Annotated in this window: 24 protein-coding genes; 17 read left to right on the forward strand and 7 right to left on the reverse strand. The window is 37.4% G+C overall.

The genetic code is table 11. The features are described 5' to 3' along the window. Window positions 1-61 precede the first annotated feature (61 nt). The 6 genes from rpoC (at window position 62) to tuf (ending at window position 8,909) form a co-directional block, all read left to right on the forward strand. Window positions 62-3,679 carry a DNA-directed RNA polymerase subunit beta' gene (gene rpoC / locus FGL66_RS00860; protein ID WP_374757665.1) on the forward strand — a complete coding sequence of 1,206 codons (3,618 nt, stop codon included), beginning with the start codon at window positions 62-64 and terminating at the stop codon, window positions 3,677-3,679. Between the two features lie 352 nt (window positions 3,680-4,031). Continuing rightward, entirely contained in the window at window positions 4,032-4,286 is a 255-nt protein-coding gene (locus FGL66_RS00865; protein ID WP_180809738.1) for a ribosomal L7Ae/L30e/S12e/Gadd45 family protein, read from the forward strand. A gap of 96 nt (window positions 4,287-4,382) precedes the next feature. Further along, window positions 4,383-4,796 carry a 30S ribosomal protein S12 gene (gene rpsL / locus FGL66_RS00870; protein ID WP_180809739.1) on the forward strand — a complete coding sequence of 138 codons (414 nt, stop codon included), beginning with the start codon at window positions 4,383-4,385 and terminating at the stop codon, window positions 4,794-4,796. Window positions 4,797-4,878: 82 nt separating this feature from the next. Further along, a complete protein-coding gene (rpsG, locus tag FGL66_RS00875) occupies window positions 4,879-5,349 on the forward strand; it encodes a 30S ribosomal protein S7 (protein ID WP_014614746.1) in 471 nt (156 codons plus the stop codon). Between the two features lie 144 nt (window positions 5,350-5,493). Further along, the gene (gene fusA, locus FGL66_RS00880) at window positions 5,494-7,575 is read left to right on the forward strand and encodes an elongation factor G (RefSeq protein WP_180809740.1); all 2,082 of its coding nucleotides are present in this window, start codon (window positions 5,494-5,496) and stop codon (window positions 7,573-7,575) included. Between the two features lie 146 nt (window positions 7,576-7,721). Beyond that, window positions 7,722-8,909 (forward strand): elongation factor Tu, encoded by a 1,188-nt coding sequence (gene tuf / locus FGL66_RS00885; RefSeq protein ID WP_180809741.1) that lies wholly within the window; start codon window positions 7,722-7,724, stop codon window positions 8,907-8,909. Between the two features lie 102 nt (window positions 8,910-9,011). Here tuf and FGL66_RS00890 read toward each other — a convergent pair whose 3' ends face one another. Beyond that, a complete protein-coding gene (locus tag FGL66_RS00890; protein WP_180809742.1) occupies window positions 9,012-10,178 on the reverse strand; it encodes an amidohydrolase in 1,167 nt (388 codons plus the stop codon). A gap of 112 nt (window positions 10,179-10,290) precedes the next feature. Here FGL66_RS00890 and FGL66_RS00895 point away from each other — a divergent pair, with 112 nt between their 5' ends. The 4 genes from FGL66_RS00895 to FGL66_RS00910 all read left to right on the forward strand — a co-directional run bounded on the left by FGL66_RS00895 (window position 10,291) and on the right by FGL66_RS00910 (window position 14,865). After that, window positions 10,291-11,478 (forward strand): glycine C-acetyltransferase, encoded by a 1,188-nt coding sequence (locus tag FGL66_RS00895; RefSeq protein WP_180809743.1) that lies wholly within the window; start codon window positions 10,291-10,293, stop codon window positions 11,476-11,478. 219 nt (window positions 11,479-11,697) lie between these two features. Continuing rightward, complete coding sequence (locus FGL66_RS00900) at window positions 11,698-12,660, forward strand: NAD-dependent epimerase/dehydratase family protein (protein WP_180809744.1); 963 nt, start codon at window positions 11,698-11,700, stop codon at window positions 12,658-12,660. A gap of 202 nt (window positions 12,661-12,862) precedes the next feature. Next, on the forward strand, window positions 12,863-13,948 hold the full coding sequence (locus FGL66_RS00905; RefSeq protein ID WP_180809745.1) for a branched-chain amino acid aminotransferase: 1,086 nt from the start codon (window positions 12,863-12,865) through the stop codon (window positions 13,946-13,948). Between the two features lie 218 nt (window positions 13,949-14,166). After that, entirely contained in the window at window positions 14,167-14,865 is a 699-nt protein-coding gene (locus FGL66_RS00910; protein ID WP_258007287.1) for an HAD family hydrolase, read from the forward strand. Window positions 14,866-14,974: 109 nt separating this feature from the next. On the opposite strand, the gene FGL66_RS00915 is transcribed toward FGL66_RS00910, so the two are convergent. Together FGL66_RS00915 and FGL66_RS00920 are read right to left on the reverse strand one after the other, a co-directional pair. Beyond that, a complete protein-coding gene (locus tag FGL66_RS00915; protein ID WP_180809747.1) occupies window positions 14,975-15,637 on the reverse strand; it encodes a deoxynucleoside kinase in 663 nt (220 codons plus the stop codon). After that, window positions 15,624-16,247, reverse strand: coding sequence for a deoxynucleoside kinase (locus FGL66_RS00920; protein ID WP_180809748.1), 624 nt, complete (start codon window positions 16,245-16,247; stop codon window positions 15,624-15,626). Before FGL66_RS00920 ends, FGL66_RS00915 begins: the two co-directional genes overlap by 14 nt. Window positions 16,248-16,313: 66 nt before the next feature. Here FGL66_RS00920 and tadA point away from each other — a divergent pair, with 66 nt between their 5' ends. The 3 genes from tadA (at window position 16,314) to FGL66_RS00935 (ending at window position 18,370) form a co-directional block, all read left to right on the forward strand. Further along, a complete protein-coding gene (gene tadA, locus FGL66_RS00925) occupies window positions 16,314-16,784 on the forward strand; it encodes a tRNA adenosine(34) deaminase TadA (RefSeq protein WP_180809749.1) in 471 nt (156 codons plus the stop codon). A 126-nt stretch (window positions 16,785-16,910) separates the two neighbouring features. Further along, a complete protein-coding gene (locus FGL66_RS00930; RefSeq protein ID WP_180809750.1) occupies window positions 16,911-17,771 on the forward strand; it encodes a Cof-type HAD-IIB family hydrolase in 861 nt (286 codons plus the stop codon). Window positions 17,772-17,803: 32 nt separating this feature from the next. Then, entirely contained in the window at window positions 17,804-18,370 is a 567-nt protein-coding gene (locus tag FGL66_RS00935) for an NADPH-dependent FMN reductase (protein ID WP_180809751.1), read from the forward strand. Window positions 18,371-18,485: 115 nt separating this feature from the next. On the opposite strand, the gene folE2 is transcribed toward FGL66_RS00935, so the two are convergent. The 4 genes from folE2 to FGL66_RS00955 all read right to left on the reverse strand — a co-directional run bounded on the left by folE2 (window position 18,486) and on the right by FGL66_RS00955 (window position 21,391). Beyond that, a complete protein-coding gene (gene folE2 / locus FGL66_RS00940) occupies window positions 18,486-19,367 on the reverse strand; it encodes a GTP cyclohydrolase FolE2 (protein ID WP_180809752.1) in 882 nt (293 codons plus the stop codon). Window positions 19,368-19,415: 48 nt separating this feature from the next. After that, entirely contained in the window at window positions 19,416-20,093 is a 678-nt protein-coding gene (gene bshB2 / locus FGL66_RS00945) for a bacillithiol biosynthesis deacetylase BshB2 (protein ID WP_180809753.1), read from the reverse strand. 17 nt (window positions 20,094-20,110) lie between these two features. Then, window positions 20,111-20,470 carry a YojF family protein gene (locus FGL66_RS00950; RefSeq protein WP_180810441.1) on the reverse strand — a complete coding sequence of 120 codons (360 nt, stop codon included), beginning with the start codon at window positions 20,468-20,470 and terminating at the stop codon, window positions 20,111-20,113. 102 nt (window positions 20,471-20,572) lie between these two features. Next, window positions 20,573-21,391: a MurR/RpiR family transcriptional regulator gene (locus FGL66_RS00955; protein WP_180809754.1), complete on the reverse strand. Its 819-nt coding sequence runs from the start codon at window positions 21,389-21,391 to the stop codon at window positions 20,573-20,575. Window positions 21,392-21,620: 229 nt separating this feature from the next. Here FGL66_RS00955 and FGL66_RS00960 point away from each other — a divergent pair, with 229 nt between their 5' ends. The 4 genes from FGL66_RS00960 to hxlA all read left to right on the forward strand — a co-directional run bounded on the left by FGL66_RS00960 (window position 21,621) and on the right by hxlA (window position 25,376). Continuing rightward, a complete protein-coding gene (locus tag FGL66_RS00960) occupies window positions 21,621-23,150 on the forward strand; it encodes a maltose/glucose-specific PTS transporter subunit IIC (RefSeq protein WP_180809755.1) in 1,530 nt (509 codons plus the stop codon). 13 nt (window positions 23,151-23,163) lie between these two features. Then, window positions 23,164-23,838: an N-acetylmannosamine-6-phosphate 2-epimerase gene (locus FGL66_RS00965; RefSeq protein WP_180809756.1), complete on the forward strand. Its 675-nt coding sequence runs from the start codon at window positions 23,164-23,166 to the stop codon at window positions 23,836-23,838. Between the two features lie 6 nt (window positions 23,839-23,844). Further along, window positions 23,845-24,621 carry a glucosamine-6-phosphate deaminase gene (nagB, locus tag FGL66_RS00970; protein WP_180809757.1) on the forward strand — a complete coding sequence of 259 codons (777 nt, stop codon included), beginning with the start codon at window positions 23,845-23,847 and terminating at the stop codon, window positions 24,619-24,621. A 119-nt stretch (window positions 24,622-24,740) separates the two neighbouring features. Continuing rightward, on the forward strand, window positions 24,741-25,376 hold the full coding sequence (hxlA, locus tag FGL66_RS00975) for a 3-hexulose-6-phosphate synthase (protein ID WP_180809758.1): 636 nt from the start codon (window positions 24,741-24,743) through the stop codon (window positions 25,374-25,376). Window positions 25,377-25,379 lie beyond the last annotated feature (3 nt).

Here is a 25,379-nt window from a genome sequence, read left to right on the forward strand (position 1 = left end):
AATAAAGATGTTGTTATCAATCAATTTGCATAGCTAATTTAAACTAAAGGAGGTAGGCTCCTTGATTGATGTAAATAAATTCCATTACATGAAAATAGGACTCGCTTCACCAGAAAAAATTCGCTCTTGGTCTTATGGTGAAGTTAAAAAGCCAGAAACAATTAATTACCGTACACTCAAACCTGAAAAAGATGGTCTTTTCTGTGAAAGAATTTTTGGACCAACAAAAGATTGGGAATGTAGCTGTGGTAAATACAAACGTGTACGCTACAAGGGTATGATTTGTGACCGTTGTGGTGTAGAAGTAACAAAATCAAAAGTACGTCGTGAACGTATGGGACATATTGAACTTGCAGCACCTGTATCACATATTTGGTATTTTAAAGGTATTCCAAGTCGCATGGGACTTTTATTGGATATGTCACCGCGTTCTTTAGAAGAAGTTATTTATTTCGCTTCATATGTTGTAGTAGACCCTGGTCCGACCGGCTTAGAAAAGAAAACACTTCTTTCTGAAGCGGAGTTCCGTGATTATTACAGTAAGTTCCCTGGGCAGTTTACTGCCAAAATGGGTGCTGAAGGTATTAAAGATTTATTAGAGGAAATTGATTTAGACGAAGAATTAAAATTGTTACGTGACGAACTTGAATCGGCAACAGGTCAACGTTTGACACGTGCTATTAAACGTTTAGAAGTTGTAGAATCATTTAGAAACTCTGGGAACAACCCGGCATGGATGATTTTAGATGTACTGCCAATTATTCCGCCTGAAATTCGTCCAATGGTTCAACTGGATGGTGGTCGTTTTGCGACAAGTGACTTGAACGACTTGTATCGTCGTGTCATCAATCGTAACAATCGTTTGAAACGCTTATTAGACCTTGGTGCACCTGGTATCATTGTTCAAAATGAAAAACGTATGTTACAAGAAGCGGTTGATGCATTAATTGACAATGGTCGCCGAGGACGTCCGGTTACAGGTCCGGGTAACAGACCGTTGAAATCATTATCACACATGCTTAAAGGTAAGCAAGGGCGTTTCCGTCAAAACTTACTTGGTAAGCGTGTAGACTATTCTGGACGCTCGGTTATCGCAGTAGGTCCAAACTTGAAAATGTATCAATGCGGTTTACCAAAAGAGATGGCACTTGAGTTGTTCAAACCATTCGTAATGAAAGAACTTGTACAACGTGAAATTGCAACAAATATTAAGAATGCGAAAAGTAAAATTGAACGAACTGAAGATGAAGTGTGGGACGTTTTAGAAGATGTTATTACGGAACATCCAGTACTTTTAAACCGTGCACCAACCTTGCACAGATTAGGTATTCAAGCGTTTGAACCGACATTGGTTGAAGGTCGTGCAATTCGTCTACACCCACTTGTGACAACAGCATATAACGCAGACTTTGACGGGGACCAAATGGCTGTTCACGTACCATTATCTAAAGAGGCTCAAGCAGAGGCACGTATGCTTATGTTAGCAGCACAAAACATCTTGAACCCTAAGGATGGTAAACCAGTTGTTACACCATCACAAGACATGGTATTAGGTAACTACTATTTAACATTAGAGCGTAAAGATGCTGTTAACACGGGTATGTTGTTTAATGATACAAATGAAGTATTAAAAGCATATGCCAATGGTCATGTGCATTTACACACACGTATCGGTGTACAAGCATCATCATTTAACAATCCAACATTTACTGAAGAGCAAAAGCGTAAAATTTTAACAACATCTGTTGGTAAAGTGATTTTCAATGAAATCATTCCAGATTCATTTGCATACATCAACGAACCAACAGCGACAAACTTAGAGAAAAGCACACCGGATAAATATTTTGTTGATGCATCTAAGCTTGGTGAAGGTGGTTTAGCAGCATACTTTGAAGAAACTGAACTTGTACCACCATTTAATAAAAAATTCTTAGGAAACATCATCGCAGAAGTGTTTAATCGTTTCAGTATTACAGACACATCAATGATGCTTGACTTGATGAAAGATTTAGGATTTAAATACTCATCAAAAGCAGGTATTACAGTAGGTGTAGCAGATATCGTTGTACTACCAGACAAACAAGAAATCTTGGATGAATCAGAAAAACTTGTTGAACGTGTACAAAAACAATTTAGTCGTGGTTTATTAACAGAAGAAGAACGTTATAATGCGGTTATTGAGATTTGGACACAAGCAAAAGATAAAATTCAAGCAAAACTGATGAAATCCCTTGATAAAACCAACCCAATCTTTATGATGAGTGACTCGGGTGCTCGTGGTAATGCATCGAACTTTACACAATTAGCAGGTATGCGTGGTTTGATGGCCGCTCCATCTGGTAAAATTATCGAGTTGCCAATTACATCATCATTCCGCGAAGGATTGACTGTTTTAGAGTACTTTATCTCAACACACGGTGCGCGTAAAGGTCTTGCCGATACAGCATTGAAGACGGCTGACTCAGGTTACTTAACACGACGCCTAGTTGATGTTGCACAAGATGTTATTGTACGTGAAGAAGACTGTGGTACAGATCGTGGTTTACTTGTTTCAGACATTAAAGAAGGCACTGAGATGATTGAACCATTTATCGAACGTATTGAAGGCCGTTATTCTAAAGAAACAATTCGTCATCCAGAAACAGATAAAATCATTATCCGTCCTGATGAACTAATCACTGCTGAAATTGCCAAAGAGATTACAGATGCTGGCATTGAGGAAATGTATATTCGCTCAGCATTTACATGTAACACACGTCACGGTGTATGTGAAAAATGTTACGGTAAAAACTTAGCAACTGGTGAAAAAGTTGAAGTGGGTGAAGCAGTAGGTACGATTGCCGCTCAATCAATTGGTGAACCAGGTACACAGTTAACAATGCGTACATTCCATACAGGTGGTGTAGCAGGTAGCGATATCACACAAGGTTTGCCACGTATTCAAGAAATCTTTGAAGCACGTAATCCAAAAGGTCAAGCTGTTATTACAGAGATAGAGGGTGTCATTGATAACATCACAGTTGGCAAAGACAGACAACAAGAAATCGTTGTTAAAGGTGCCAATGAAACACGCTCATATCTTGCATCAGGGACATCACGCTTAAAAGTGGAAATCGGTCAATCTGTTGAACGTGGCGAAGTATTAACAGAAGGATCTATCGAACCGAAAAACTACTTAGCCGTAGCCGGTTTAACAGCTACTGAAGCCTACTTATTGAAAGAGGTACAAAAAGTTTATCGTATGCAAGGTGTAGAAATTGATGATAAACACGTAGAAGTCATGGTACGTCAAATGCTGCGTAAAGTTCGTATTATCGAAGCAGGAGATACGAAACTTTTACCAGGATCATTAGTAGATATTCACAACTTTACAGATGCAAACCGTGAAGCATTCAAAGAGCGTAAGCGTCCAGCAACAGCAAAACCAGTATTACTAGGTATTACAAAAGCATCACTTGAGACAGAAAGTTTCTTATCTGCAGCGTCATTCCAAGAAACAACACGTGTTCTTACAGACGCAGCGATAAAAGGTAAGCGAGATGACTTACTCGGTCTTAAAGAAAACGTTATTATCGGTAAGCTTATTCCAGCTGGTACGGGTATGAAACGTTATAGTGATGTGTCACTTGAAAAAGAAGAAATGCCCCGTAATATAGAAGAGCCACTTATGACTGAATAATTATTGTTGTACCGTAAAATCATAGATTGATCATGAGAACAATATATCGGTAAACAAAGAAGAAGTGACTATAAATTTTTAACAACACTTGATAGTGTTTAAGAAGATGATATTAAAATTCTTAAACCTAGTTGTGATTGATGGAGCAATAAAACCTTAATGATAACAAAGGTTTTGTTGCTCTATCTTCAATTTGTTGAACTTTTGGGTTATATGTGCGATACGTGATAGCGTATAATATAGAAAGTACTGCAAAATTTATATATTTATAGATAATAAGTGTTGACGAACCATTTAGAGAGATGATAATATAGTAAAGGTTGATGCAAGCAGTACTTTGGAGGATATGTAAATGTCTAATGAAAAAGTCACACGCTTCAATGGGCAAGCCTACGTTGTTGGTCTTAAAGAGACGCTAAAAGCATTGAAGAGACAACGCGTTAAACAATTGATTATAGGTGAAGATGTGAATGTGCATCTATTAGCACGCGTGTTAAGCTTTGCCAATCAAAATAAGATACCTATTGAATTCTTTTCAAGTCGACAAGTGCTTGGAGAGTATGTTGGTATAAAAGTGAAAGCAACAGTAGTTGCTTTGCTAAAATGAGATTAGTAAGTAGTAATGCTTACTAAATTTTATTTAACTTTAAAATGAACCACCTGGATGTGTGGAATTAAGAAGATGAGAGAGGAGGACACTTAAATGCCTACTATTAACCAATTAGTACGTAAACCAAGAAAGAGCAAAACTCAAAAATCAGATTCACCTGCTTTAAATAGAGGTTTCAACAGTCAGAAAAAACAATTCACAAAGCTAAATTCACCACAAAAACGTGGTGTATGTACACGTGTGGGTACTATGACACCTAAGAAACCAAACTCTGCGTTACGTAAATATGCACGTGTGCGTTTATCTAACAATATCGAAGTAAACGCATATATCCCTGGTATCGGACACAACTTACAAGAACACAGTGTTGTACTTGTTCGTGGTGGACGTGTGAAAGACTTACCTGGTGTGCGTTACCATATCGTACGTGGTGCATTAGATACGTCAGGTGTTGACGGTCGTATGCAAAGCCGTTCATTATACGGTACTAAAAAACCTAAAAAATAAGTTTTCGTAATTGGAAACTCAATTTAAAATTTAAGACGATTTAATGATAAATATATTATAATAGGAAGGGAGGACTTGTATTATGCCTCGTAAAGGATCAGTACCTAAAAGAGATGTGTTACCGGATCCAATTCACAACTCTAAGCTAGTAACAAAGTTAATCAACAAAATCATGTTAGATGGTAAACGTGGAACTGCACAACGTATTCTTTACTCAGCATTTGACCTAGTTCAAGAACGTTCTGGTCGTGATGCTATGGAAGTATTCGATGAAGCAATCAACAATATTATGCCAGTACTTGAAGTTAAAGCTCGCCGTGTAGGTGGTTCAAACTACCAAGTACCTGTAGAAGTTCGTCCAGAGCGTCGTACTACTTTAGGTTTACGTTGGTTAGTAAACTATGCGCGTCTTCGTGGTGAAAAAACTATGGAGGAGCGTTTAGCTAACGAAATCTTAGACGCAGCCAATAACACTGGTGGTGCCGTTAAGAAACGTGAAGACACGCACAAAATGGCTGAAGCGAACAAAGCATTTGCTCACTACCGCTGGTAAGATAATTGCTAATTCCCTGAGCACGAAGCGTATAGACACTCATCAACATGCTGCATAGCTATTGATTCTTTTGTCTTGCACTTGCTTAGGGTAAAGCTATATCTAATAATTTAATCCAATATTCTGGAAGGAGAAAGAATACCCATGGGAAGAGACTTTTCGTTGAAAAATACGCGTAATATCGGTATCATGGCGCACATTGATGCTGGTAAAACGACGACTACTGAACGTATTCTTTATTACACTGGACGTATTCATAAAATTGGTGAAACACATGAAGGTGCTTCACAAATGGACTGGATGGAACAAGAACAAGACCGTGGTATTACAATTACATCAGCTGCAACAACAGCTGCATGGAATGGTCACCGTGTAAACATCATCGATACACCTGGACACGTAGACTTCACTGTTGAGGTTGAACGTTCATTACGTGTACTTGATGGTGCTGTAACTGTACTTGATGCACAATCAGGTGTAGAACCACAAACTGAAACAGTTTGGCGACAAGCAACAACTTATGGTGTACCACGTATCGTATTTGTAAACAAGATGGACAAAATGGGTGCAAACTTTGATTATGCAGTAAGCACTTTACATGACCGTTTACAAGCTAATGCTGCACCTATTCAATTACCAATTGGTGCTGAAGATGAGTTTGAAGCAATCATTGACTTAGTTGAAATGAAATGTTTCAAATATAACAACGATTTAGGTACAGAAATTGATGAAATTGAAATCCCAGAAGATTATCAAGAGCGTGCAGAAGAAGCACGTGAAGCATTAATTGAAGCAGTAGCTGAAACTAATGATAATTTAATGGAAAAATACTTAGGTGGAGAAGAACTTACTGTAGCTGAGCTTAAAGACGCAATTCGTCAAGCAACAACAGATGTTGAATTCTACCCAGTATTATGTGGTACAGCATTTAAAAACAAAGGTGTTCAACTTATGTTAGATGCTGTTATTGATTACTTACCATCTCCATTAGATGTTAAGCCGATCGTTGGACATCGTTCTGACAACCCTGAAGAAGAAGTTATTGCTAGAGCTGATGATGATGCAGAATTCGCAGCGTTAGCATTCAAAGTTATGACTGACCCTTATGTTGGTAAATTAACATTCTTCCGAGTGTACTCTGGTACATTAACTTCAGGTTCTTATGTTAAAAACTCAACAAAAGATAAACGTGAGCGTGTAGGACGTATCCTACAAATGCATGCTAACTCACGTCAAGAGATTAGCACTGTATACTCAGGTGATATCGCAGCTGCAGTAGGTCTTAAAGACACTGCAACGGGTGACACGCTTTGTGGCGAGAAAAATGACATCATTCTTGAGTCTATGGAATTCCCAGAGCCTGTTATTCACTTATCAGTTGAGCCAAAATCAAAAGCTGACCAAGATAAGATGGCACAAGCACTTCAAAAACTTCAAGAAGAAGACCCAACTTTCAAAGCACATACAGATGAAGAAACAGGTCAAGTTATTATCGGTGGTATGGGTGAACTTCACCTTGATATCATTGTAGACCGTATGAAGAAAGAATTTAATGTAGAGGCTAATGTGGGTGCACCAATGGTATCTTACCGTGAAACATTCAAACAAGCAGCTGCAGTACAAGGTAAATTCTCTCGTCAATCTGGTGGTCGTGGTCAATATGGTGATGTTCATATTGAATTTACACCTAATGAAACGGGTGAAGGTTTTGAATTTGAGAATGCTATCGTTGGTGGTGTAGTTCCACGTGAATACATCCCATCAGTTGAACAGGGTCTTAAAGATGCAATGGAAAACGGTGTATTAGCGGGATATCCATTAATCGATGTTAAAGCAAAATTATTTGATGGTTCATACCATGATGTCGACTCATCTGAAATGGCCTTCAAAATTGCTGCATCATTAGCACTTAAAGAAGCTGCTAAAAAATGTGAACCTGTACTATTAGAACCAATGATGAAAGTTACTATTGAAATGCCAGAAGAGTATCTTGGTGATATCATGGGTGATGTAACTGCTCGTCGTGGTCGAGTAGATGGTATGGAAGCACGTGGTAATGCACAAGTTGTTAATGCATATGTACCACTTTCAGAAATGTTTGGTTATGCAACATCATTGCGTTCTAATACGCAAGGTCGCGGTACTTACACAATGTACTTTGATCATTATGCAGAAGTACCAAAATCAATTTCTGAAGAGATTATCAAAAAAAACAAAGGTGAATAATCACTAAGTGTGAACTTCCCTTGTTTATAAATTGATTTTTTTAGTAAAATGCTTTATAAAGGTAATAAAGATTATCTATCTCATGTTGGTGAGTAACTTTCATGAGAGATATTAAAATTTTTAAGTTAAAGAGGAGAGATTTCATAATGGCAAAAGAAAAATTCGATCGCTCAAAAGAACATGCCAATATTGGTACTATCGGTCACGTTGACCATGGTAAAACAACTTTAACAGCTGCAATCGCAACTGTATTAGCTAAAAATGGTGACAGTGTTGCACAATCATACGATATGATTGACAACGCACCAGAAGAAAAAGAACGTGGTATTACAATCAATACTTCACACATCGAGTATCAAACTGACAAACGTCACTATGCACACGTTGACTGCCCAGGTCACGCTGACTATGTTAAAAACATGATTACTGGTGCTGCACAAATGGACGGTGGTATCTTAGTAGTATCTGCTGCTGACGGTCCAATGCCACAAACTCGTGAGCACATCTTATTATCACGTAACGTTGGTGTACCAGCATTAGTTGTATTCTTAAACAAAGTTGACATGGTTGACGATGAAGAATTATTAGAATTAGTAGAAATGGAAGTTCGTGACTTATTATCTGAATACGACTTCCCAGGTGATGACGTACCTGTAATCGCTGGTTCAGCATTAAAAGCTTTAGAAGGCGATGCACAATACGAAGAAAAAATTCTTGAGTTAATGCAAGCAGTAGATGACTACATCCCAACTCCAGAACGTGATTCTGACAAACCATTCATGATGCCAGTTGAGGACGTATTCTCAATCACTGGTCGTGGTACAGTAGCAACTGGCCGTGTTGAACGTGGTCAAATCAAAGTTGGTGAAGAAGTAGAAATCATCGGTTTAGCTGAAGAATCTTCTAAAACAACTGTTACTGGTGTAGAAATGTTCCGTAAATTATTAGACTATGCTGAAGCTGGTGACAACATCGGTGCATTATTACGTGGTGTTTCACGTGAAGATGTACAACGTGGTCAAGTATTAGCTGCTCCAGGTTCTATTACACCACATACAAAATTTAAAGCGGAAGTTTATGTATTATCAAAAGACGAAGGTGGTCGTCATACACCATTCTTCTCAAACTACCGCCCACAATTCTATTTCCGTACTACTGACGTAACTGGTGTTGTAAACTTACCAGAAGGTACTGAAATGGTTATGCCTGGCGATAACGTAGAAATGGAAGTTGAATTAATTTCTCCAATCGCTATCGAAGACGGTACACGTTTCTCAATCCGTGAAGGTGGCCGTACAGTTGGATCAGGTGTTGTAACTGAAATCCACGCTTAATTTTAAGTGATATATCGTAAAAGCTAGCGCATCGTGCGCTAGCTTTTTTGTATTTCTTTAAGAACTTCATCCATATAGAAATAGCGTATTTACACTTTTTGACTATAAAACATTTTCTAACTCTAAAATCTTCATAAAAGTACTGACTGTATATTTCATAGCAGATTCATCAATATCAAAATGTGGACTATGATGTGGCCAGTCACTTTGTTTCTCTTTATTGCCACATCCTGTAAGGAAAAATGCACCAGGACGCGCTTGTAAATAGTATGAAAAATCTTCTCCAATCATCATAAGTTCAGCATCATGATAACGAAAATTAAGTGTATTGGCAGCGCTTTTAACAATATGTGCAGATGCATCATGATTATAAACGGGGAGGTAGCCTTTAATATAATTTAAATCATAAGTAATATCATTAGCTAATGCGAGACCTTGCAAAAGTTTATCCATTTTATTATAAATATGTTGTTGAACTTCGGGATTAAATGTACGTACCGTTCCCCGACAATATGCTGTATCCGGAATCACATTGTCTGCTTCTCCCGCTTCAACTTTGCCAAAAGAGATAACGGCTTGATTGACAGGATTGATCGTACGAGCCACAATTTTTTGTACACTTAATATAAATTCAGCCATAATCACAATAGGATCAATGGTTTCGTGAGGTTTTGCCCCATGTCCTCCTTTGCCATAGAGTGTAATATTAAATTCATCAGGTTGTGCCATCATGGGTCCCGGACGAGTATGAATTGTTCCAGTAGGATAGCCACTCCACAGGTGATTGCCGTAAACTTTATCTACACCGACTAAAGCATTGTCAGCAATCATTCCTTGAGCACCGCCAGGCATTTCTTCTTCACCATATTGAAAAATTAAAACGACATTTCCTTTAAGATGCGTACGATGTTCATGCAAAAGCTCAGCTACTGTGAGTAGAATAGCGGTATGTCCATCATGTCCACATGCATGCATGACACCAGGTATTTTTGAACGATAGGGCACCTCTTTTAAGTCTTCAATGGGTAAAGCATCAAAGTCAGCACGTAAAGCAATAGTAGGACCGTCAGCTTTACCGTGAATCGAGGCAACAATACCGTTTTCCCCGACTTTGTCTTGAATTGTAAAATCAAGTTGTTGCAGGCGCTGTAAAATATAAGCGTGTGTTTGGATTTCCTTAAATGAACGTTCAGGATATTGATGTAGATGGCGACGTGTTGCAATCATATCTTTCTCTTTTTCACATGCGCGTTGAAACCAATCCGTCAATAGTATTCCTCTCCTTAGTAAATATTATGATAATATTATACACGCGCTTTTAAGTTTGTTCAAAATGGGTTATGATAAAGATGAATTAAAGAATAAGAAAGGGGAATAAATCGTGGTACAAAGATTACACGACTTTCTAGAGGAAAATATTAACTATCTCAAAGACAATGGATTATACAACGAGATTGACACCATAGAAGGGGCAAATGGACCAAAAATTACTATTGCAGGCAAATCATATATTAACTTATCATCTAATAACTATTTAGGTCTTGCAACAGATACAGACTTGAAAGCAGCAGCTAAAGCAGCGATTGATTCACATGGTGTAGGTGCAGGTGCTGTTCGTACAATCAACGGAACATTAGATTTGCATGATGAGTTAGAAAAAACACTTGCAAAGTTTAAAGGAACAGAAGCAGCTATTGCATATCAATCAGGCTTTAATTGTAACATGGCAGCTATTTCTGCAGTAATGAATAAAAACGATGCTATTTTATCAGACGAATTAAACCATGCATCTATTATCGATGGGTGTCGTTTATCGAAAGCTAAAATTATTCGTGTAAAACATTCAGACATGGATGACTTACGTGAAAAAGCTAAAGAAGCTGTTGAGTCAGGTCAATACAATAAAGTCATGTATATTACAGATGGTGTATTCAGCATGGATGGTGATGTTGCAAAATTACCAGAAATTGTTGAAATCTGTGAAGAATATGGCATCATGGTTTATGTTGATGATGCACATGGTTCAGGTGTTATGGGTAAAGGTGCAGGAACAGTGAAACACTTTGGTCTGCAAGATAAAGTAGATTTCCAAATTGGGACATTATCAAAAGCAATTGGTGTTGTAGGCGGATATGTTGCAGGCTCTCAAAAGCTAATCGATTGGTTAAAAGTACAATCACGTCCATTCTTATTTTCAACATCGTTAGCACCTGGAGATACTAAAGCAATTACGACAGCAGTAGAAAAGCTTATGGCATCAACAGAGTTACATGATAAGCTGTGGGATAATGCAAACTATTTAAAAGAAGGTTTGAATCAACTAGGCTTTAATACGGGTGAGTCAGAAACGCCGATTACACCAGTGATTATTGGAGACGAAAAGAAAACACAAACCTTTAGTAAGCGTTTAATGGATGAAGGTGTATATGTAAAATCTATCGTATTCCCAACTGTGCCACGTGGAACAGGACGTGTACGTAATATGCCGACAGCTGCACATACGAAAGAAATGTTAGATGAAGCATTAGCAGTATATGAGCGTGTAGGTAAAGAGTTAGAAATTATTTAACTATAAATATAGCATTTATAAGCAACTACCCAATAAAGTGTGTAGTTGCTTTTTTATGATCATATATTAAAAATAAGTTTGTAGACATAACTTAGTATGTCCCCTCTCCGTGTACAAGTAAGCGTTTTAATGCTATAATACAGATGAAAAACAAAGATAAAACCTATTGAGAAGAACATATGTATTTTATATAAAGACAGTTAGGAGATGTGTTGATCCATGAAAAAAATCTTTATTACAGGGGCACTTGGACAAATTGGTACAGAACTTGTTGCGAAATGTCGCGAATTGTATGGCAATGACAATGTATTAGCAACAGATATTCGCGAGCCAGAAGAAGGTTCTATTGTTGCAGAAGGTCCATTTGAAATATTAGATGTGACAGATGCTGAAAAAATGGAACAATTAATCGCAGAGTTTAAGCCTGATACAATGATGCATATGGCTGCATTATTATCTGCAACAGCGGAGCAAAAGCCATTATTAGCTTGGAATTTAAATATGGGTGGTTTAGTCAATGCTTTGGAAGCTGCACGTAAATATGATTTGCAGTTTTTCACTCCAAGTTCAATCGGTGCATTTGGTCCAGACACACCTAAGAAGAATACGCCACAAGTCACAATTCAACGTCCAAATACCATGTATGGTGTAAATAAAGTATCAGGTGAATTATTATGTAACTATTACTTTTCTAAGTTTGGTGTAGATACGCGTAGTGTGCGTTTTCCGGGATTAATTTCATATATTAAAGAACCTGGTGGTGGTACAACGGATTATGCAGTTGATATCTATTTCCAAGCTGTACGCGAAGGAAAATACACGAGCTACATTGATCGTGGAACATATATGGACATGATGTTTATGGATGATGCAATTGACGCAATCATTCAATTAATGGAGGCAGACGGTGGTAAATTAATTAACCGTAATGCTTATAATTTGAGTGCTATGAGTATCGAACCAGAAATGGTTAAAGAAGCAATTCAAAAGCATGATCCAAACTTCACATTAGATTATGACGTTGATCCAGTACGTCAAGGTATTGCAGAAAGCTGGCCAGATAGTATTGATACAAGTTGTGCACGTGGTGAATGGGGCTTTAATCCTAAATATGATCTCGAAACGATGACTCAACGTATGCTTGAGGCAATTCAAGAAAAAGAAGCGAACAAAAATGTATAAAAACTAGGTACCATTACCGAGTGTTTTCGATAAAAGTCGTTGCAATGATATTCATGAATTGTAGCGACTTTTCATATTGAAATATCATAAACAATATAATTGTTAAGAATAAATTTAATTTTCGAAAAACTCATTGAATTGTGATGATATGGTTGGTATAATGCTTTTATTACATTTACATAGATTACAGGGGGCATTTATTATGACAGAATTAGTGAAACTTGAACCACGTCAACAGTTAAAAGAGAAACCAGATCAATCTTCTCTCACATTTGGCGAAGTATTTACAGATTATATGTTGAGCTTTGAATATTCGGCAGATCAAGGGTGGCATGATTTAGAGATTGTACCGTATGCGCCGATTGAAATCTCACCCGCTGCACAAAGTATTCACTATGGTCAATCTGTATTTGAAGGACTAAAAGCATATAAACACAAGGGTGAAGTGGTTCTATTTAGACCTGAAGAAAACTTTAAACGTATCAATATGTCACTAGAACGTTTAAAAATGCCGCGCATTGATGAAGCACTCTTATTAGAAGGACTAAAGCAATTAGTTGACGTTGAGCGTGATTGGGTACCAGAGGGCGAAGGACAATCTTTATATATTCGTCCAGTCGTATTTGCGACAGACGGTGTATTAGGTGTTGCACCATCGAAAAAATATCGTTTACTCGTGTTATTATCACCATCAGGATCATACTATGGTGGAGATTCGTTAAGACCAACAAAAATTTATGTTGAAGATGAGTATGTACGTGCTGTCCGTGGAGGTGTTGGATTTGCCAAAGTAGCGGGTAACTATGCAGCCAGTTTATTAGCACAAGCCAATGCCAATGCCCTAGGTTTTGATCAAGTATTGTGGCTAGATGGTGTAGAACAAAAATACATTGAAGAAGTCGGAAGTATGAATATCTTCTTTGTTATTAATGGAAAAGTTGTGACGCCAGCATTAAATGGCAGTATTTTGCCGGGTATTACACGTAAAACTGTCCTTGCATTGGCAGAAACATTAGGCTATGAAGTAGAAGAACGTCGTGTATCTATTGATGAGTTAATCGAACACTATGAAAAAGGCGAATTAGAAGAAGTTTTTGGTACGGGGACAGCAGCAGTTATCTCTCCAGTAGGTGAACTTCAGTTTAAAGATAAGAAGATTGTCATCAATAATAATGAAACAGGTCAAGTTACACAAACATTGTATGATCATTATACAGGCATTCAAAGTGGTAAGTTAGATGATCCACATCATTGGCGTTTAGTAGTACCACGTTATGATCGCAAATAATGAGAATATTGAATTATAAGATCAATATTGAGTCGGATATTCAAATATTTTATCACTATTTAAAAATAATATAGAGCCGTACGAAACAGAAACTTTTAATACTGAAAAGTTTCTGTTTCGTATTTTTAGGTTGGAATTATCCGGTAGAGAGGATCAGTAAAAGATATGAATAGAATATGTTAAAGTATGTATGATAAGACAACGGGAGATGATATATGATGGTACGTTGGATTTTGTTTGATAAAGATGGAACGTTAATTGAATTTGATCAAAGCTGGGTTAAAATCGGTATACAGCTTGTTGATGACGTATGTAAGCATTTTAATATTGAACAATATGAAATGTTATGTGAAGAAATAGGTATCGATGGTGACACATTTAAACCGGGAAGTATAATGGCATCGGGTTCTCTTGAAGATATGGTAAGTATTTTTAATCGGTATACACAAGAGGATACATCTTCATGGGCAGCAACTCGAAGTCAACAGTTGATCGATACACGTGAACCAGAGAGTATCTTATATGAAGGGGTTTCTGAGGTGCTTTACACATTAAAAGAGCGAGGCTATCACTTAGCTATTGTCACGGGAGATAATGCTTCTGGTATGCATCACTTTTTAACAACAACAGGATTTGAAACAGTGTTTGATTGTGTGATTTCAACAGATAGCCATCATTATGAAAAACCAGATGCTCGATTATTACAACCCTTGTGGGAAAAAGGTATCAAAGGTGAAGAGATGGTAATGGTTGGAGATACAGATTTGGATATGCAAATGGGGTATAATGCAGGGTGCTTACGAACGGTAGGAGTACGTACAGGTTTAGGAACACAAGCAACATTTGATAAAGCGGACATTGTACTTGATGATGTTACAAGATTATTAGCGTACTTGGATACAATATCACTTAAATAGAAGGTAGGATGACAAAATCTTTTTGAATGTCTAAAGTGTTGTCATTCTACCTAAAAGGAATTGGGACTTTTTAATACGCTTACAGTATAATTGCGATATTGTTAATCGCCTAACGCATATCGATTTGACGATGAGTTTGTATAATATGAGCTGTTTTATGAATAACATGATCGATAGAATCGGGATCATCGTACAAATCGTACTCATTAATATTGATACGAACAACGGGACATGCGTTGAATTGATTAATCCATTCATCATAACGTTTAAATAACATTTGCCAGTATTCGGGATCTGTATCCATTTCCATTTGGCGGCCGCGTGCATTGATACGATCAATAATGCTATCATAGTCAGACTCTAAGTAAATTAATACATCGGGTTTTGGAAAATAAGGTGTCATGACCATAGCACTAAATAAATTAGAGTATGTTTCAAAATCTTCTTGTGTCATTGTACCTTGTTCTTGATGCATTTTGGCAAAGATATCAACATCTTCATAAATCGAGCGATCTTGAATGAAACCTCCGCCATATTCAAACATACGCTTTTGCTCTTTAAAACGTTCAGCCAAAAAATAAATTTGTAAATGAAAGCTCCATCGACGGAAATCATCATAAAATTTATCTAAATAAGGATTATGATCGACATTTTCATAAGATGTACGGAAGTTGAGTTTTTTAGCGAGTGCACGCGTGAGTGATGACTTCCCGACACCTACCGTACCGGCAATTGTAATAATAGCATCAGATGGGATATTATAGTTTTTCATGTGTGGTTCCTCCAATAAGTTCATTAATACGTGTTAATACAGTTTGATAGTCTTTGGTATTAGCGACAAAGTCCATATCAGTTGTATCAATCCATAGTACGTTATGCCCCTCTTGTGATAACGCTTTATAATAAGCAGCATAATCGGCTTTTAATTTTAATAAGTAATCATCTTCTATATGTACTTCAAAACTACGGTCACGCTTAGCAATGCGCTGTTTTAACACTGCTAAATCCGCATCTAATATAATTGTGTAGTCAGGCGTTATTAAATCTTCTGTTAAAATGTCATAAATACGTGAGAACTTAGCATATTCAGCTTTAGAAAGTGTATTGCGTGCGAAAATTTTGTTTTTGTATATATGATAGTCACAAACAATACCTTGATCGAGCATTGCTAAGTCTTGATAAGCTTTGTAGCGATTGCAGAGGAAAAACATCTCTGTTTGAAAACTCCACTTTGAAATATCCTCGTAAAAATCTGAGAGAAAAGGGTTCTCCCCGACAATTTCTTTTGCTTCATAAAAATGATAAGATTGACTCAACTTGTGTGTGAGTGAGGACTTACCAACACCAATCGGCCCCTCGATAACGATAAAAGGTTTAGTCATATTTTGTTCGCTCCATCTCATGTAGTCAGTATTACAAATTTTAACATAAGTGAGGCAATTTCTGTTATGAGAAGTCATGAATATTATATGTCACTTGCATTAGACGAGGCGAGAAAGGCGGCAAAGCAAGGAGAAGTGCCAATTGGTGCAGTGATTGTGAAAGATGACCATGTGGTTGCACGTGCATATAATTTAAGGGAAACATTGCAACTCCCGACTGCACATGCAGAACACTTAGCAATTGAACGTGCAGCAGAGGCATTAGGGACATGGCGTTTAGAAGACTGTACACTTTATGTTACCTTGGAACCTTGTGTCATGTGTTCGGGTACAATTGTGATGAGTCGTATTGCACGCGTCGTGTATGGTGCAGATGATGCTAAAGGGGGGTGCAGTGGAAGTTTGATGAATCTCATTCAAGATACGCGTATGAATCATCGAGCGGATATCATCACAGGGGTACTGTCGTATTCATGTAGTGAAATTCTGAAGTCTTTTTTCAAAGCACTCCGACAGCATAAAAAGTGTTCACAATAGAACATTTTTATCGAAAACAAAATTTAACATTGTTTTTTGAAACTTTGGTACACTACTTGTGTATGTCTTAAACATCAAGTGCAATATTGTAAATAGAGAGAATAAAGTAAAGAGAGGGAATAAGGAATGGTTAAGCTAATCGCCACAGATATGGATGGTACACTGCTAAATGCAGCACATGAGGTATCCGAAGAAAATATCAAAGCGATACAATATGCACAATCACAGGGTATTACGGTTGTGATTGCGACAGGTCGTGCTTTTTATGAGGCACATACACCTGTTACTGAGGCGGGCTTAAAAGTCCCATATATTTGCTTAAATGGTGCAGAAGTAAGAGATGAAAGTCTTAATATTATTCATACGGCAAGTATTAATGATGAACTATACCATAGTGTACAAGAAATATTACATGAAGAAGGTATATATTATCAGCTTTATACGAATTTAGGTATTTATACAGAAGATCCTGAAAGAGATATAGAGATTTATATGGATATTGCCAAACATGCAGGACAACAAGCGAATATTGAGAAAATCCGACAACATGTTCAATATCGTATTGATCGTGGAACATTGAAAGTGGTATCGGACTATAAACAAGTAGAAGCGGTGCCTGGTGAATTGATTATGAAAGTTTTAGCATTTGACTATGATTTAGAAAAACTGAATCGTGTTAAAGAAAAGTTAGCCACACATACAAATTTAGCGGTGTCTTCTTCTTCAATGGGGAATATTGAAATTACACATGTACAAGCACAAAAAGGTGTAGCACTAACCGCTATTGCTGAGCAACTAGATATTGATAAAGAGGAAATTATGGCAATTGGTGATAACTTAAATGATGTTTCTATGCTTGAACGTGTAGGTTACCCGGTAGCAATGGCGAATGGGATGTCGGAAGTTAAAGATATTGCAGCATTTACTACAACGAGCAATGAAGAGAGTGGCGTAGCAAAAGCAATTTATCGTGTGTTAGATATATAAAAATTAAAAAGTGATGAAAAGGATGTTGAAATATGAAAGGTCTTATTATCGTAGGAAGTGCACAGCAAGGTTCACATACAAGGGCGTTGGCACAATTTTTAAAAGAACAAATTGAAACGCACCATGAAGAAGTCACTGTATTTGACTTGGCAGAGCAACCTATACATACATTGGATTTTACAGAGGTTAACCAAGTGCCTGAAACGTATCAACAAAATGCTGAACAGCTGAAAAAGTTAGCACGGGAAGCGGATTTTATGATTTTAGGAACACCGAATTATCATGGTTCATATTCAGGTATTTTAAAAAATGCATTAGATCATTTAACGATGGATGATTTTAAGATGAAGCCGGTTGGTTTAGTCAATAATAGTGGAGGTATTGTAAGTGCTGAACCGCTATCACATCTTCGTGTTATCGTCCGTTCATTGTTAGGGATTGCAGTACCAACACAAATTGCGACACATGATTCTGATTATGATCGAACAGAAGATGGGACACTGTACTTGTCTAACGACGAATTTCAATTGCGTGCAAAATTATTTATTGATCAGATTTTATCATTTGCGAACAATAGTCCGTATGAACATTTGAAATAATAAAATAAAAACCCCCTTACATTTCATGCTTTGATGTACACCCCAAAAGTTAGATTTTTAGTTGACTTTTGGGGTTTAGTACACTTGAGACATAAGTGTTTAGGGGGTAGCTGTTTTATGGTTGACGATATTTTAGTTTGGCAAAGGCATCGTGCTGATGGATGGATTCTTCATTACGACATTCAATGTCAAAGCCAGTGAGCCATGAGAGATTTACAAGGTCTGCGGCGATTAAGCGAATTAAGTCCTCTACAAAACGCGGATTTTCATAAGCACGTTCGGTCACACTTTTTTCGTCCGGACGTTTTAAAATCGGATATAACATTGAGCTGGCATTCGCTTCCATGGCGTCTAACAATATATCTTTGAAGTCCACAGGTAGTGTACGAGAAGGGTCAATATAAGCTTTAACTGTGATGATGCCACGTTGGTTGTGAGCAGAATATTCGCTGATTTCTTTCGAACATGGACAGAGCGTTGTAACTGCTGCTTCAAGAGTTAATGTTTTATGTGTCACATGATCGTGATGTACAGCCAGACCAAATGTCACATCTGCATGTCCAACTGCTTTGATCTTTGTGATAGGACTAAGGCGATTGAAAAACCATTTACCATGTACATCGACAGCTGCACTATGCTGATGCATACGCTCTTTTAAATGATTGAGCAATTGTGTTAAGGCATCAAAGTCTAACTGAATTCCGTTGTCGTATTCGGCTTCTACAGCTTCTAAAATACGGCTCATATTAATGCCTTTTTCATCTTGATTTAAACTTGTTGAAAAGCTAAAGTTACCAGCTGTTTGAAACTGATCAATCCATACTGGGTAAACAAGATTTTTAATACCCACTTGTTCGATTTCAAATAAAAAGTTTTTATGTGTACTTTGAAGGTCAGTCATTTCTGCTTTCGTTGTAGGTTTTGTACCTTGAATAGGGTCAACAGAACCGAAATGTTTCCAACGTCCTTCGCGTGTTGATAAATCAAATTCCGTCATGTTATTTCCTCCATAAAAATGTCACAGTATTATGGGATACTGTGCAACTTATTTAAAGCGATATGTCCAAAAAGTTTCAGTTGTTAAATAGGTAGCCGCTTCACGTGGTACACCGGGTGCATTGCCTTGAGGGTTAGCCAGTTGTTCTAAAAATGGGCCTGTTTGTGATTGGTGTGCTTGAAATGCACGCAGTTTCTGATCTTGATATGCAGAGATGTCATTGACAATATCTGGTTCCCCAAGTGCATCTACGGCATCATTGCTAAATGCGACCAGCCAAAGTTTCGGGCGTTCATTTTTAGGCATGCGTTTTACTGTGCGAACAACTGCTTCTGCTGTAGCTTCATGATCGGGGTGTACAGCATATCCAGGATAGAATGAAATAATGGTTGTAGGTTGTATTTCATCAATAAGAGATTGTACCATAGCGTCCATTTCATCGTGTGGTTCGAATTCAACGGTTTTGTCGCGTAGCCCCATTTTACGTAAATCTGTAATTCCAATCTCTTTAGCTGCTTGTTCAAGTTCTCGCTCACGAATGGCTGGTAAAGACTCACGTGTTGCGATAGGTGGATTACCAAGATTACGTCCCATCTGTCCTAAGGTTAAGCAAGCGTATGTTACAGGTATACCTTGATCAATAAAATGTGCAAGTGTGCCTGCTGAAGAAAATGTTTCATCATCAGGGTGTGGAAAGATGACTAATATATGTTTTTCAGATGTCATAAGTTTTCAACTCCCTTTTACGCGTCAAATGGTGTGCGACTGATTTCGAGTGCCGCAGCCAATTGTCCTTCATAATTAAAACCTGCAAGTAAGAACGCCCCATTATCTGTAACTTCATAATGTGTCAGTCCTTGAACGTATACCCATCCGCTATTGTTTAACTTGAGACCTACACGGAAAGGGTCTTTATTGCCACCTTTGAGCTGTGCATGTTGATAGGTGATTTGGATGTTACGCAAAAATGTGCCTGCATTGAACACACGTTGATCAAAATGGTTCGCATAAGCCCCGTTTGTTGTTTCAACATGCAAATAGACAGGTTCATTTGCATACTGATTTAATAATGATTGTACAGTTTCATTTGTAATCGTTTGCAAAACTTTCACTGCCTTCCTTTTCTGTTTATCTACTCATTTTACTAAAAAGTGATTAAAATTCATATCCCCTTGCTCACTTTATTGCGTGAAATGAACAAAAGATCAGAAAGACGTGTCATTTTCACGATAGTTGAGAAGTTGTTCATAACTTTCAGTATAGTGTGATAGGCATTGCGAGTCTTGCAATAGATGGTAACTTAATAAATCAATAATAAAGTGATTAGCCAATTGTGAATTAATAAAATAAGGGTCATGCGTACTTCGTCTGTCAGCAGTAATAATAATACGTGTACAATGTTCAGCTAATGTATCTGTTCGAAAATTTGAAATTGCAATGACTGTGGCTCCATTCGCTCGTCCGTGAGTAATACTCTTAATAATCTCTTGTGTTGAACCGCTGTTGGTTAGTGCAATAACTGTTGTTTGGGTATTGCACATATGTCCTACAACTGCCATAAGATGTGCATCGGTAATCGCAATTGTATTGAGCCCCATACGAGCAGTTCTAAAATAGAGTTCCTGTGCAGTGAGACCTGAGCTACCAATTCCAATAAAAATAATTTTTTCACTTTGCTGAATCTTTGAAACTAAAAAGTTCAAATCATTTTCAGCAATAAACTCTCCTGTATGATTGAGGATAGACATATAATGTTCATACATCGTTTGAATAGAAGGGCTGTTATCGATATGTTCAGAATGTAATTCGTGCTGAACTGCAAAGCGAAACGATTGAAAGCTGTCATAGCCTAGTTTATAAACGAAGCGTGTCACACTGGAAGATGAAACACCAACGTCGTTTGCAATAGTATGAATGGCTCCAACATCTGAAGCGTCATGCAAGTTCGATAAGTAGGCTGCAATTTTACGGTCATTTTTAGTGAATTGATGTCGTGCTTTTTGAATACGATTTTCAACTTTCATTGTTAAAACACCTCTTTTGTACACCTTTTTGAAAATAAATTCCAATCAATTATATAATATTGATTAAAAATTTCAAAGTGATATATTTAAAGTGTATATAGAACTTGTGAATAGGAGTTTTTGAATCTAAACGGTTGAACGATGAATCATATTTCTATATTGAAGTTTAAAGTTTTATAATCTGAAAAATAATATAAAACAATATATAAGGAAATAGGTGGTGGATAAGATGAACCGAGTCTTTGATAAAGCACAACAGTTTGGCAAATCATTTATGTTACCGATCGCAATTTTACCAGCAGCAGGACTTTTGCTTGGTATTGGAGGTGCATTGAGTAATCCGAATACAATTAAAGCCTATCCCATATTAGACATCGCATTGTTGCAGCATATTTTTGTATTAATGAGTGCAGCAGGTAATATCGTATTTCAAAACTTACCTGTCTTATTTGCGGTAGGTGTGGCAGTGGGTTTAGCTAAAAGTGATAAAGGAACAGCCGGATTAGCAGCAATTCTTGGATTTTTGATTATGAATGCAACAATGAATGGGATGTTGACAATCACAGATACATTGGCAAAGAGTGATCAATTAGCCAAAGCAGGACAAGGTATGGCACTAGGAATTCAGACAGTGGAAACGGGTGTATTTGGCGGTATTATTGTTGGAATATTGACTGCATATTTGCATAACAAGTACAACAAGGTGAATTTACCCCAGTTTTTAGGCTTTTTTGGGGGATCGCGTTTTGTACCTATTGTGACATCTATGGCATCTATTCTGTTAGGTGTTGTGATGTTCTTTATATGGCCGGCTGTCCAATCTGTTATTTTTGGAGCAGGTGGGCTTGTTAATAGAACGGGTGTTATTGGTACGTTCATTTATGGTTTTATTTTACGTATGTTAGGACCTTTTGGTTTACATCATATTTTTTATCTTCCATTTTGGCAAACTGCACTGGGTGGAACGATGGAGCTTAATGGCAAGTTAATACAAGGAACCCAAAATATTTTCTTTGCTCAACTTGGTGATCCGCATATCAAACATTATTTTGAGGGTGTTTCTCGTTTTATGTCTGGTCGCTTTATTACGATGATGTTTGGATTGCTCGGTGCAGCCTTAGCAATCTATCATACAGCACGACCAGAGAAGAAAAAAGTTGTAGGTGGTTTGATGTTATCTGCTGCTTTAACTTCATTTTTAACAGGGATTACAGAACCATTAGAATTTAGCTTTTTATTTGTTGCACCACTTTTGTATGTTGTTCATGCATTATTAGATGGATTGGCCTTTATGATGGCGGATATTTTTAACATTACAGTAGGCCAAACGTTTAGTGGAGGTTTTATTGATTTTATATTGTTTGGCGTACTACAAGGTCAAGCGAAAACGAATTATTTATGGATTCTCCCAATAGGACTTATTTGGTTCTGTTTATATTATGTTATTTTTAGATTTTTAATTACAAAATTTAACTTTAAGACACCTGGGCGTGAAGTGGAAGAAGAGATTCAAACTGTTAAACAAAGTGAACGCGCACGTATGATTATTGAAGGATTAGGCGGTGCGGATAATATCGAAGTCGTCGATTGTTGTGCAACGAGATTACGCGTTACGTTGATAGATGGTAGAAAATTAGATGAAACCAAAATTAAAGCGACAGAGTCCAGAGGGATTATTACGAAAGGCAACGGTGTTCAGATTGTCTATGGTCCACATGTGACGTCAATCAAAAATGAAGTAGAAGAAGCTTTACAATAAGGAGAGGTTATAAATGAAGTTACCACAAGGATTAATTGTATCATGTCAGGCATTAGAAGATGAGCCATTACACTCATCATATATTATGAGCAAAATGGCATTAGCTGCTAAAGAAGGTGGTGCTGTTGGCATTAGAGCAAATACTAAAGAGGATATTATAGCAATCAAGAAAGAAGTAGAGTTACCAGTAATTGGTATTGTTAAACGTGATTATCCTAATTCATCAGTGTTTATTACTGCAACACAAAAAGAAGTCGATGAACTATTAGAAAGTGGTTGCGAAGTGATTGCGTTAGATGCTACATTGCGTGCACGTCCTGTAGAGTCACTTGAAGCACTTGTGCAATATGTACGCCAAAAGGCACCAGATGTAGAGTTAATGGCGGATATTGCAACATTAGAAGAGGCGATCAATGCAGAACACTTAGGTTTTGATTACATTGGTACAACGTTACATGGTTACACAGAGGAAACTAAAGGATGCTTACTCTATGACGATGATTTTAAGTTTTTAGTTGATGTTCTTGAAAATGTAAATCAAAGAGTGATTGCAGAAGGAAATGTTATAACGCCTGAAATGTTGAAGAAGGTATTTGATAAAGGGGTTTATGCCTCTGTAGTAGGTGGAGCGATAACACGCCCACGTGATATTACGAAGCGTTTTGTTAAAATGATTGAGGAGTCGTGATGGTGTATGAAAATAATAAACTTAGGTACGTCTCACCAAGCAGCATTTTACGTTGCAACAGAGTTATATAAACAAATGTTGCTTAATAAAGAGAGTAAGTTAGGGCTGGCAACAGGTGGTACGATGATTGAAATGTATAAAGCACTCGTTACGCTTTTGCAAAACAATCGGTTAGACGTCTCTCAAGTTGAAACATTTAATTTAGATGAATATATCGGTTTAGATTCAGATCATCCAGCGAGCTATCATTATTATATGCGTCATATTTTATTTGATCGTTATCCAATGTTTGATACAGCTAAAATACATCTGCCGAGTGGTATCACCGAAGATGCAGATGAAGAAGCTTTGAGGTATGAAGCGTTACTTGATAAACGTGGACCTGTCGATATTCAGATATTAGGCATTGGCCAAAATGGACATATTGGCTTTAATGAGCCGGGAACACCGTTTGACAGCCTGACACATCGTGTAGATTTAACAGAGAGTACAATAGAAGCAAACAGTCGTTACTTCGATAATAGAGAGGATGTTCCCAAACAAGCTATTTCTATGGGGTTACAATCAATTATGAAAGCAAAGCGTATTATTTTATTGGCTTTTGGTGCGCATAAAAAACAAGCGATAGCACAACTGGCTTCTGGGAGGATTACGCCCGAAGTTCCTGCAACTATTTTACACCAACATCCGAATGTTGAAGTTTATGTTGATCATGCAGCAATGGTAGATTTGAATAGTCAAAATGTGGGTTTGGATGAGAGCTGTCGAGGGGACCAAGTATAGCAAAACGCATTTTGTATCTCCGGTGAACGTTCTTATTTTTATCACGTTTAGTCATTTTATGTGTGGGTAGAACAAATAATGTGATATAAATTTAATCAATGTAGGAGTTGAGTAGAACGATGGAATTACAATTAGCGATTGATTTGTTAGATAAGGAAGCAGCAGCAAATCTAGCAAAGCAGGTGACAGACTATGTAGATATTGTCGAAATTGGTACACCGATTGTGATTAATGAAGGGCTACCAGCAGTTCAACATTTGAAAGATAGTGTGAAAGATGAAGATGTTAAAGTTTTAGCAGATCTTAAAATTATGGACGCAGCAGACTACGAAGTGAGTCAAGCTGTGAAATATGGGGCAGATATTATAACCATCTTAGGTGTAGCAGAAGATGCATCCATCAAAAATGCAGTTGCAGAAGCCCATAAACACGGTAAAGCATTATTAGTAGACTTAATTGCAGTACAAAATTTAGAACAACGTGCAAAAGAAATAGATGAAATGGGTGCGGATTATATTGCAGTACACACAGGCTATGACTTACAAGCAGAAGGACAATCGCCGTTAGAGAGTCTACGCAAAGTAAAATCTGCAATTACCCATGCGAAAGTAGCAGTAGCAGGTGGTATTAAGCCTGATACTATTGAAGAGGTTGTAGCTGAAGCACCAGATTTAATCATTGTTGGTGGTGGCATTGCCAATGCAGATGATCCACGTGAAGCAGCAAGACAATGCCGAGCAATCATTGAAGGGTGATAA

Source organism: Staphylococcus sp. 17KM0847 (assembly GCF_013463155.1).
Taxonomy (GTDB): Bacteria; Bacillota; Bacilli; order Staphylococcales; family Staphylococcaceae; genus Staphylococcus.

Coding starts and splice junctions, on each gene's coding strand:
- tuf (WP_180809741.1), top strand. CDS start 7,722: ATGGCAAAAGAAAAATTCGATCGCTCAAAAGAACATGCCAATATTGGT.
- FGL66_RS00910 (WP_258007287.1), top strand. CDS start 14,167: ATGGTACGTTGGATTTTGTTTGATAAAGATGGAACGTTAATTGAATTT.
- rpsG (WP_014614746.1), top strand. CDS start 4,879: ATGCCTCGTAAAGGATCAGTACCTAAAAGAGATGTGTTACCGGATCCA.
- FGL66_RS00920 (WP_180809748.1), bottom strand. CDS start 16,247: ATGACTAAACCTTTTATCGTTATCGAGGGGCCGATTGGTGTTGGTAAG.
- tadA (WP_180809749.1), top strand. CDS start 16,314: ATGAGAAGTCATGAATATTATATGTCACTTGCATTAGACGAGGCGAGA.
- FGL66_RS00900 (WP_180809744.1), top strand. CDS start 11,698: ATGAAAAAAATCTTTATTACAGGGGCACTTGGACAAATTGGTACAGAA.
- FGL66_RS00905 (WP_180809745.1), top strand. CDS start 12,863: ATGACAGAATTAGTGAAACTTGAACCACGTCAACAGTTAAAAGAGAAA.
- FGL66_RS00930 (WP_180809750.1), top strand. CDS start 16,911: ATGGTTAAGCTAATCGCCACAGATATGGATGGTACACTGCTAAATGCA.
- FGL66_RS00955 (WP_180809754.1), bottom strand. CDS start 21,391: ATGAAAGTTGAAAATCGTATTCAAAAAGCACGACATCAATTCACTAAA.
- FGL66_RS00865 (WP_180809738.1), top strand. CDS start 4,032: ATGTCTAATGAAAAAGTCACACGCTTCAATGGGCAAGCCTACGTTGTT.
- bshB2 (WP_180809753.1), bottom strand. CDS start 20,093: ATGACATCTGAAAAACATATATTAGTCATCTTTCCACACCCTGATGAT.
- FGL66_RS00965 (WP_180809756.1), top strand. CDS start 23,164: ATGAAGTTACCACAAGGATTAATTGTATCATGTCAGGCATTAGAAGAT.
- FGL66_RS00935 (WP_180809751.1), top strand. CDS start 17,804: ATGAAAGGTCTTATTATCGTAGGAAGTGCACAGCAAGGTTCACATACA.
- FGL66_RS00915 (WP_180809747.1), bottom strand. CDS start 15,637: ATGAAAAACTATAATATCCCATCTGATGCTATTATTACAATTGCCGGT.
- rpsL (WP_180809739.1), top strand. CDS start 4,383: ATGCCTACTATTAACCAATTAGTACGTAAACCAAGAAAGAGCAAAACT.
- fusA (WP_180809740.1), top strand. CDS start 5,494: ATGGGAAGAGACTTTTCGTTGAAAAATACGCGTAATATCGGTATCATG.
- folE2 (WP_180809752.1), bottom strand. CDS start 19,367: ATGACGGAATTTGATTTATCAACACGCGAAGGACGTTGGAAACATTTC.
- FGL66_RS00960 (WP_180809755.1), top strand. CDS start 21,621: ATGAACCGAGTCTTTGATAAAGCACAACAGTTTGGCAAATCATTTATG.
- nagB (WP_180809757.1), top strand. CDS start 23,845: ATGAAAATAATAAACTTAGGTACGTCTCACCAAGCAGCATTTTACGTT.
- hxlA (WP_180809758.1), top strand. CDS start 24,741: ATGGAATTACAATTAGCGATTGATTTGTTAGATAAGGAAGCAGCAGCA.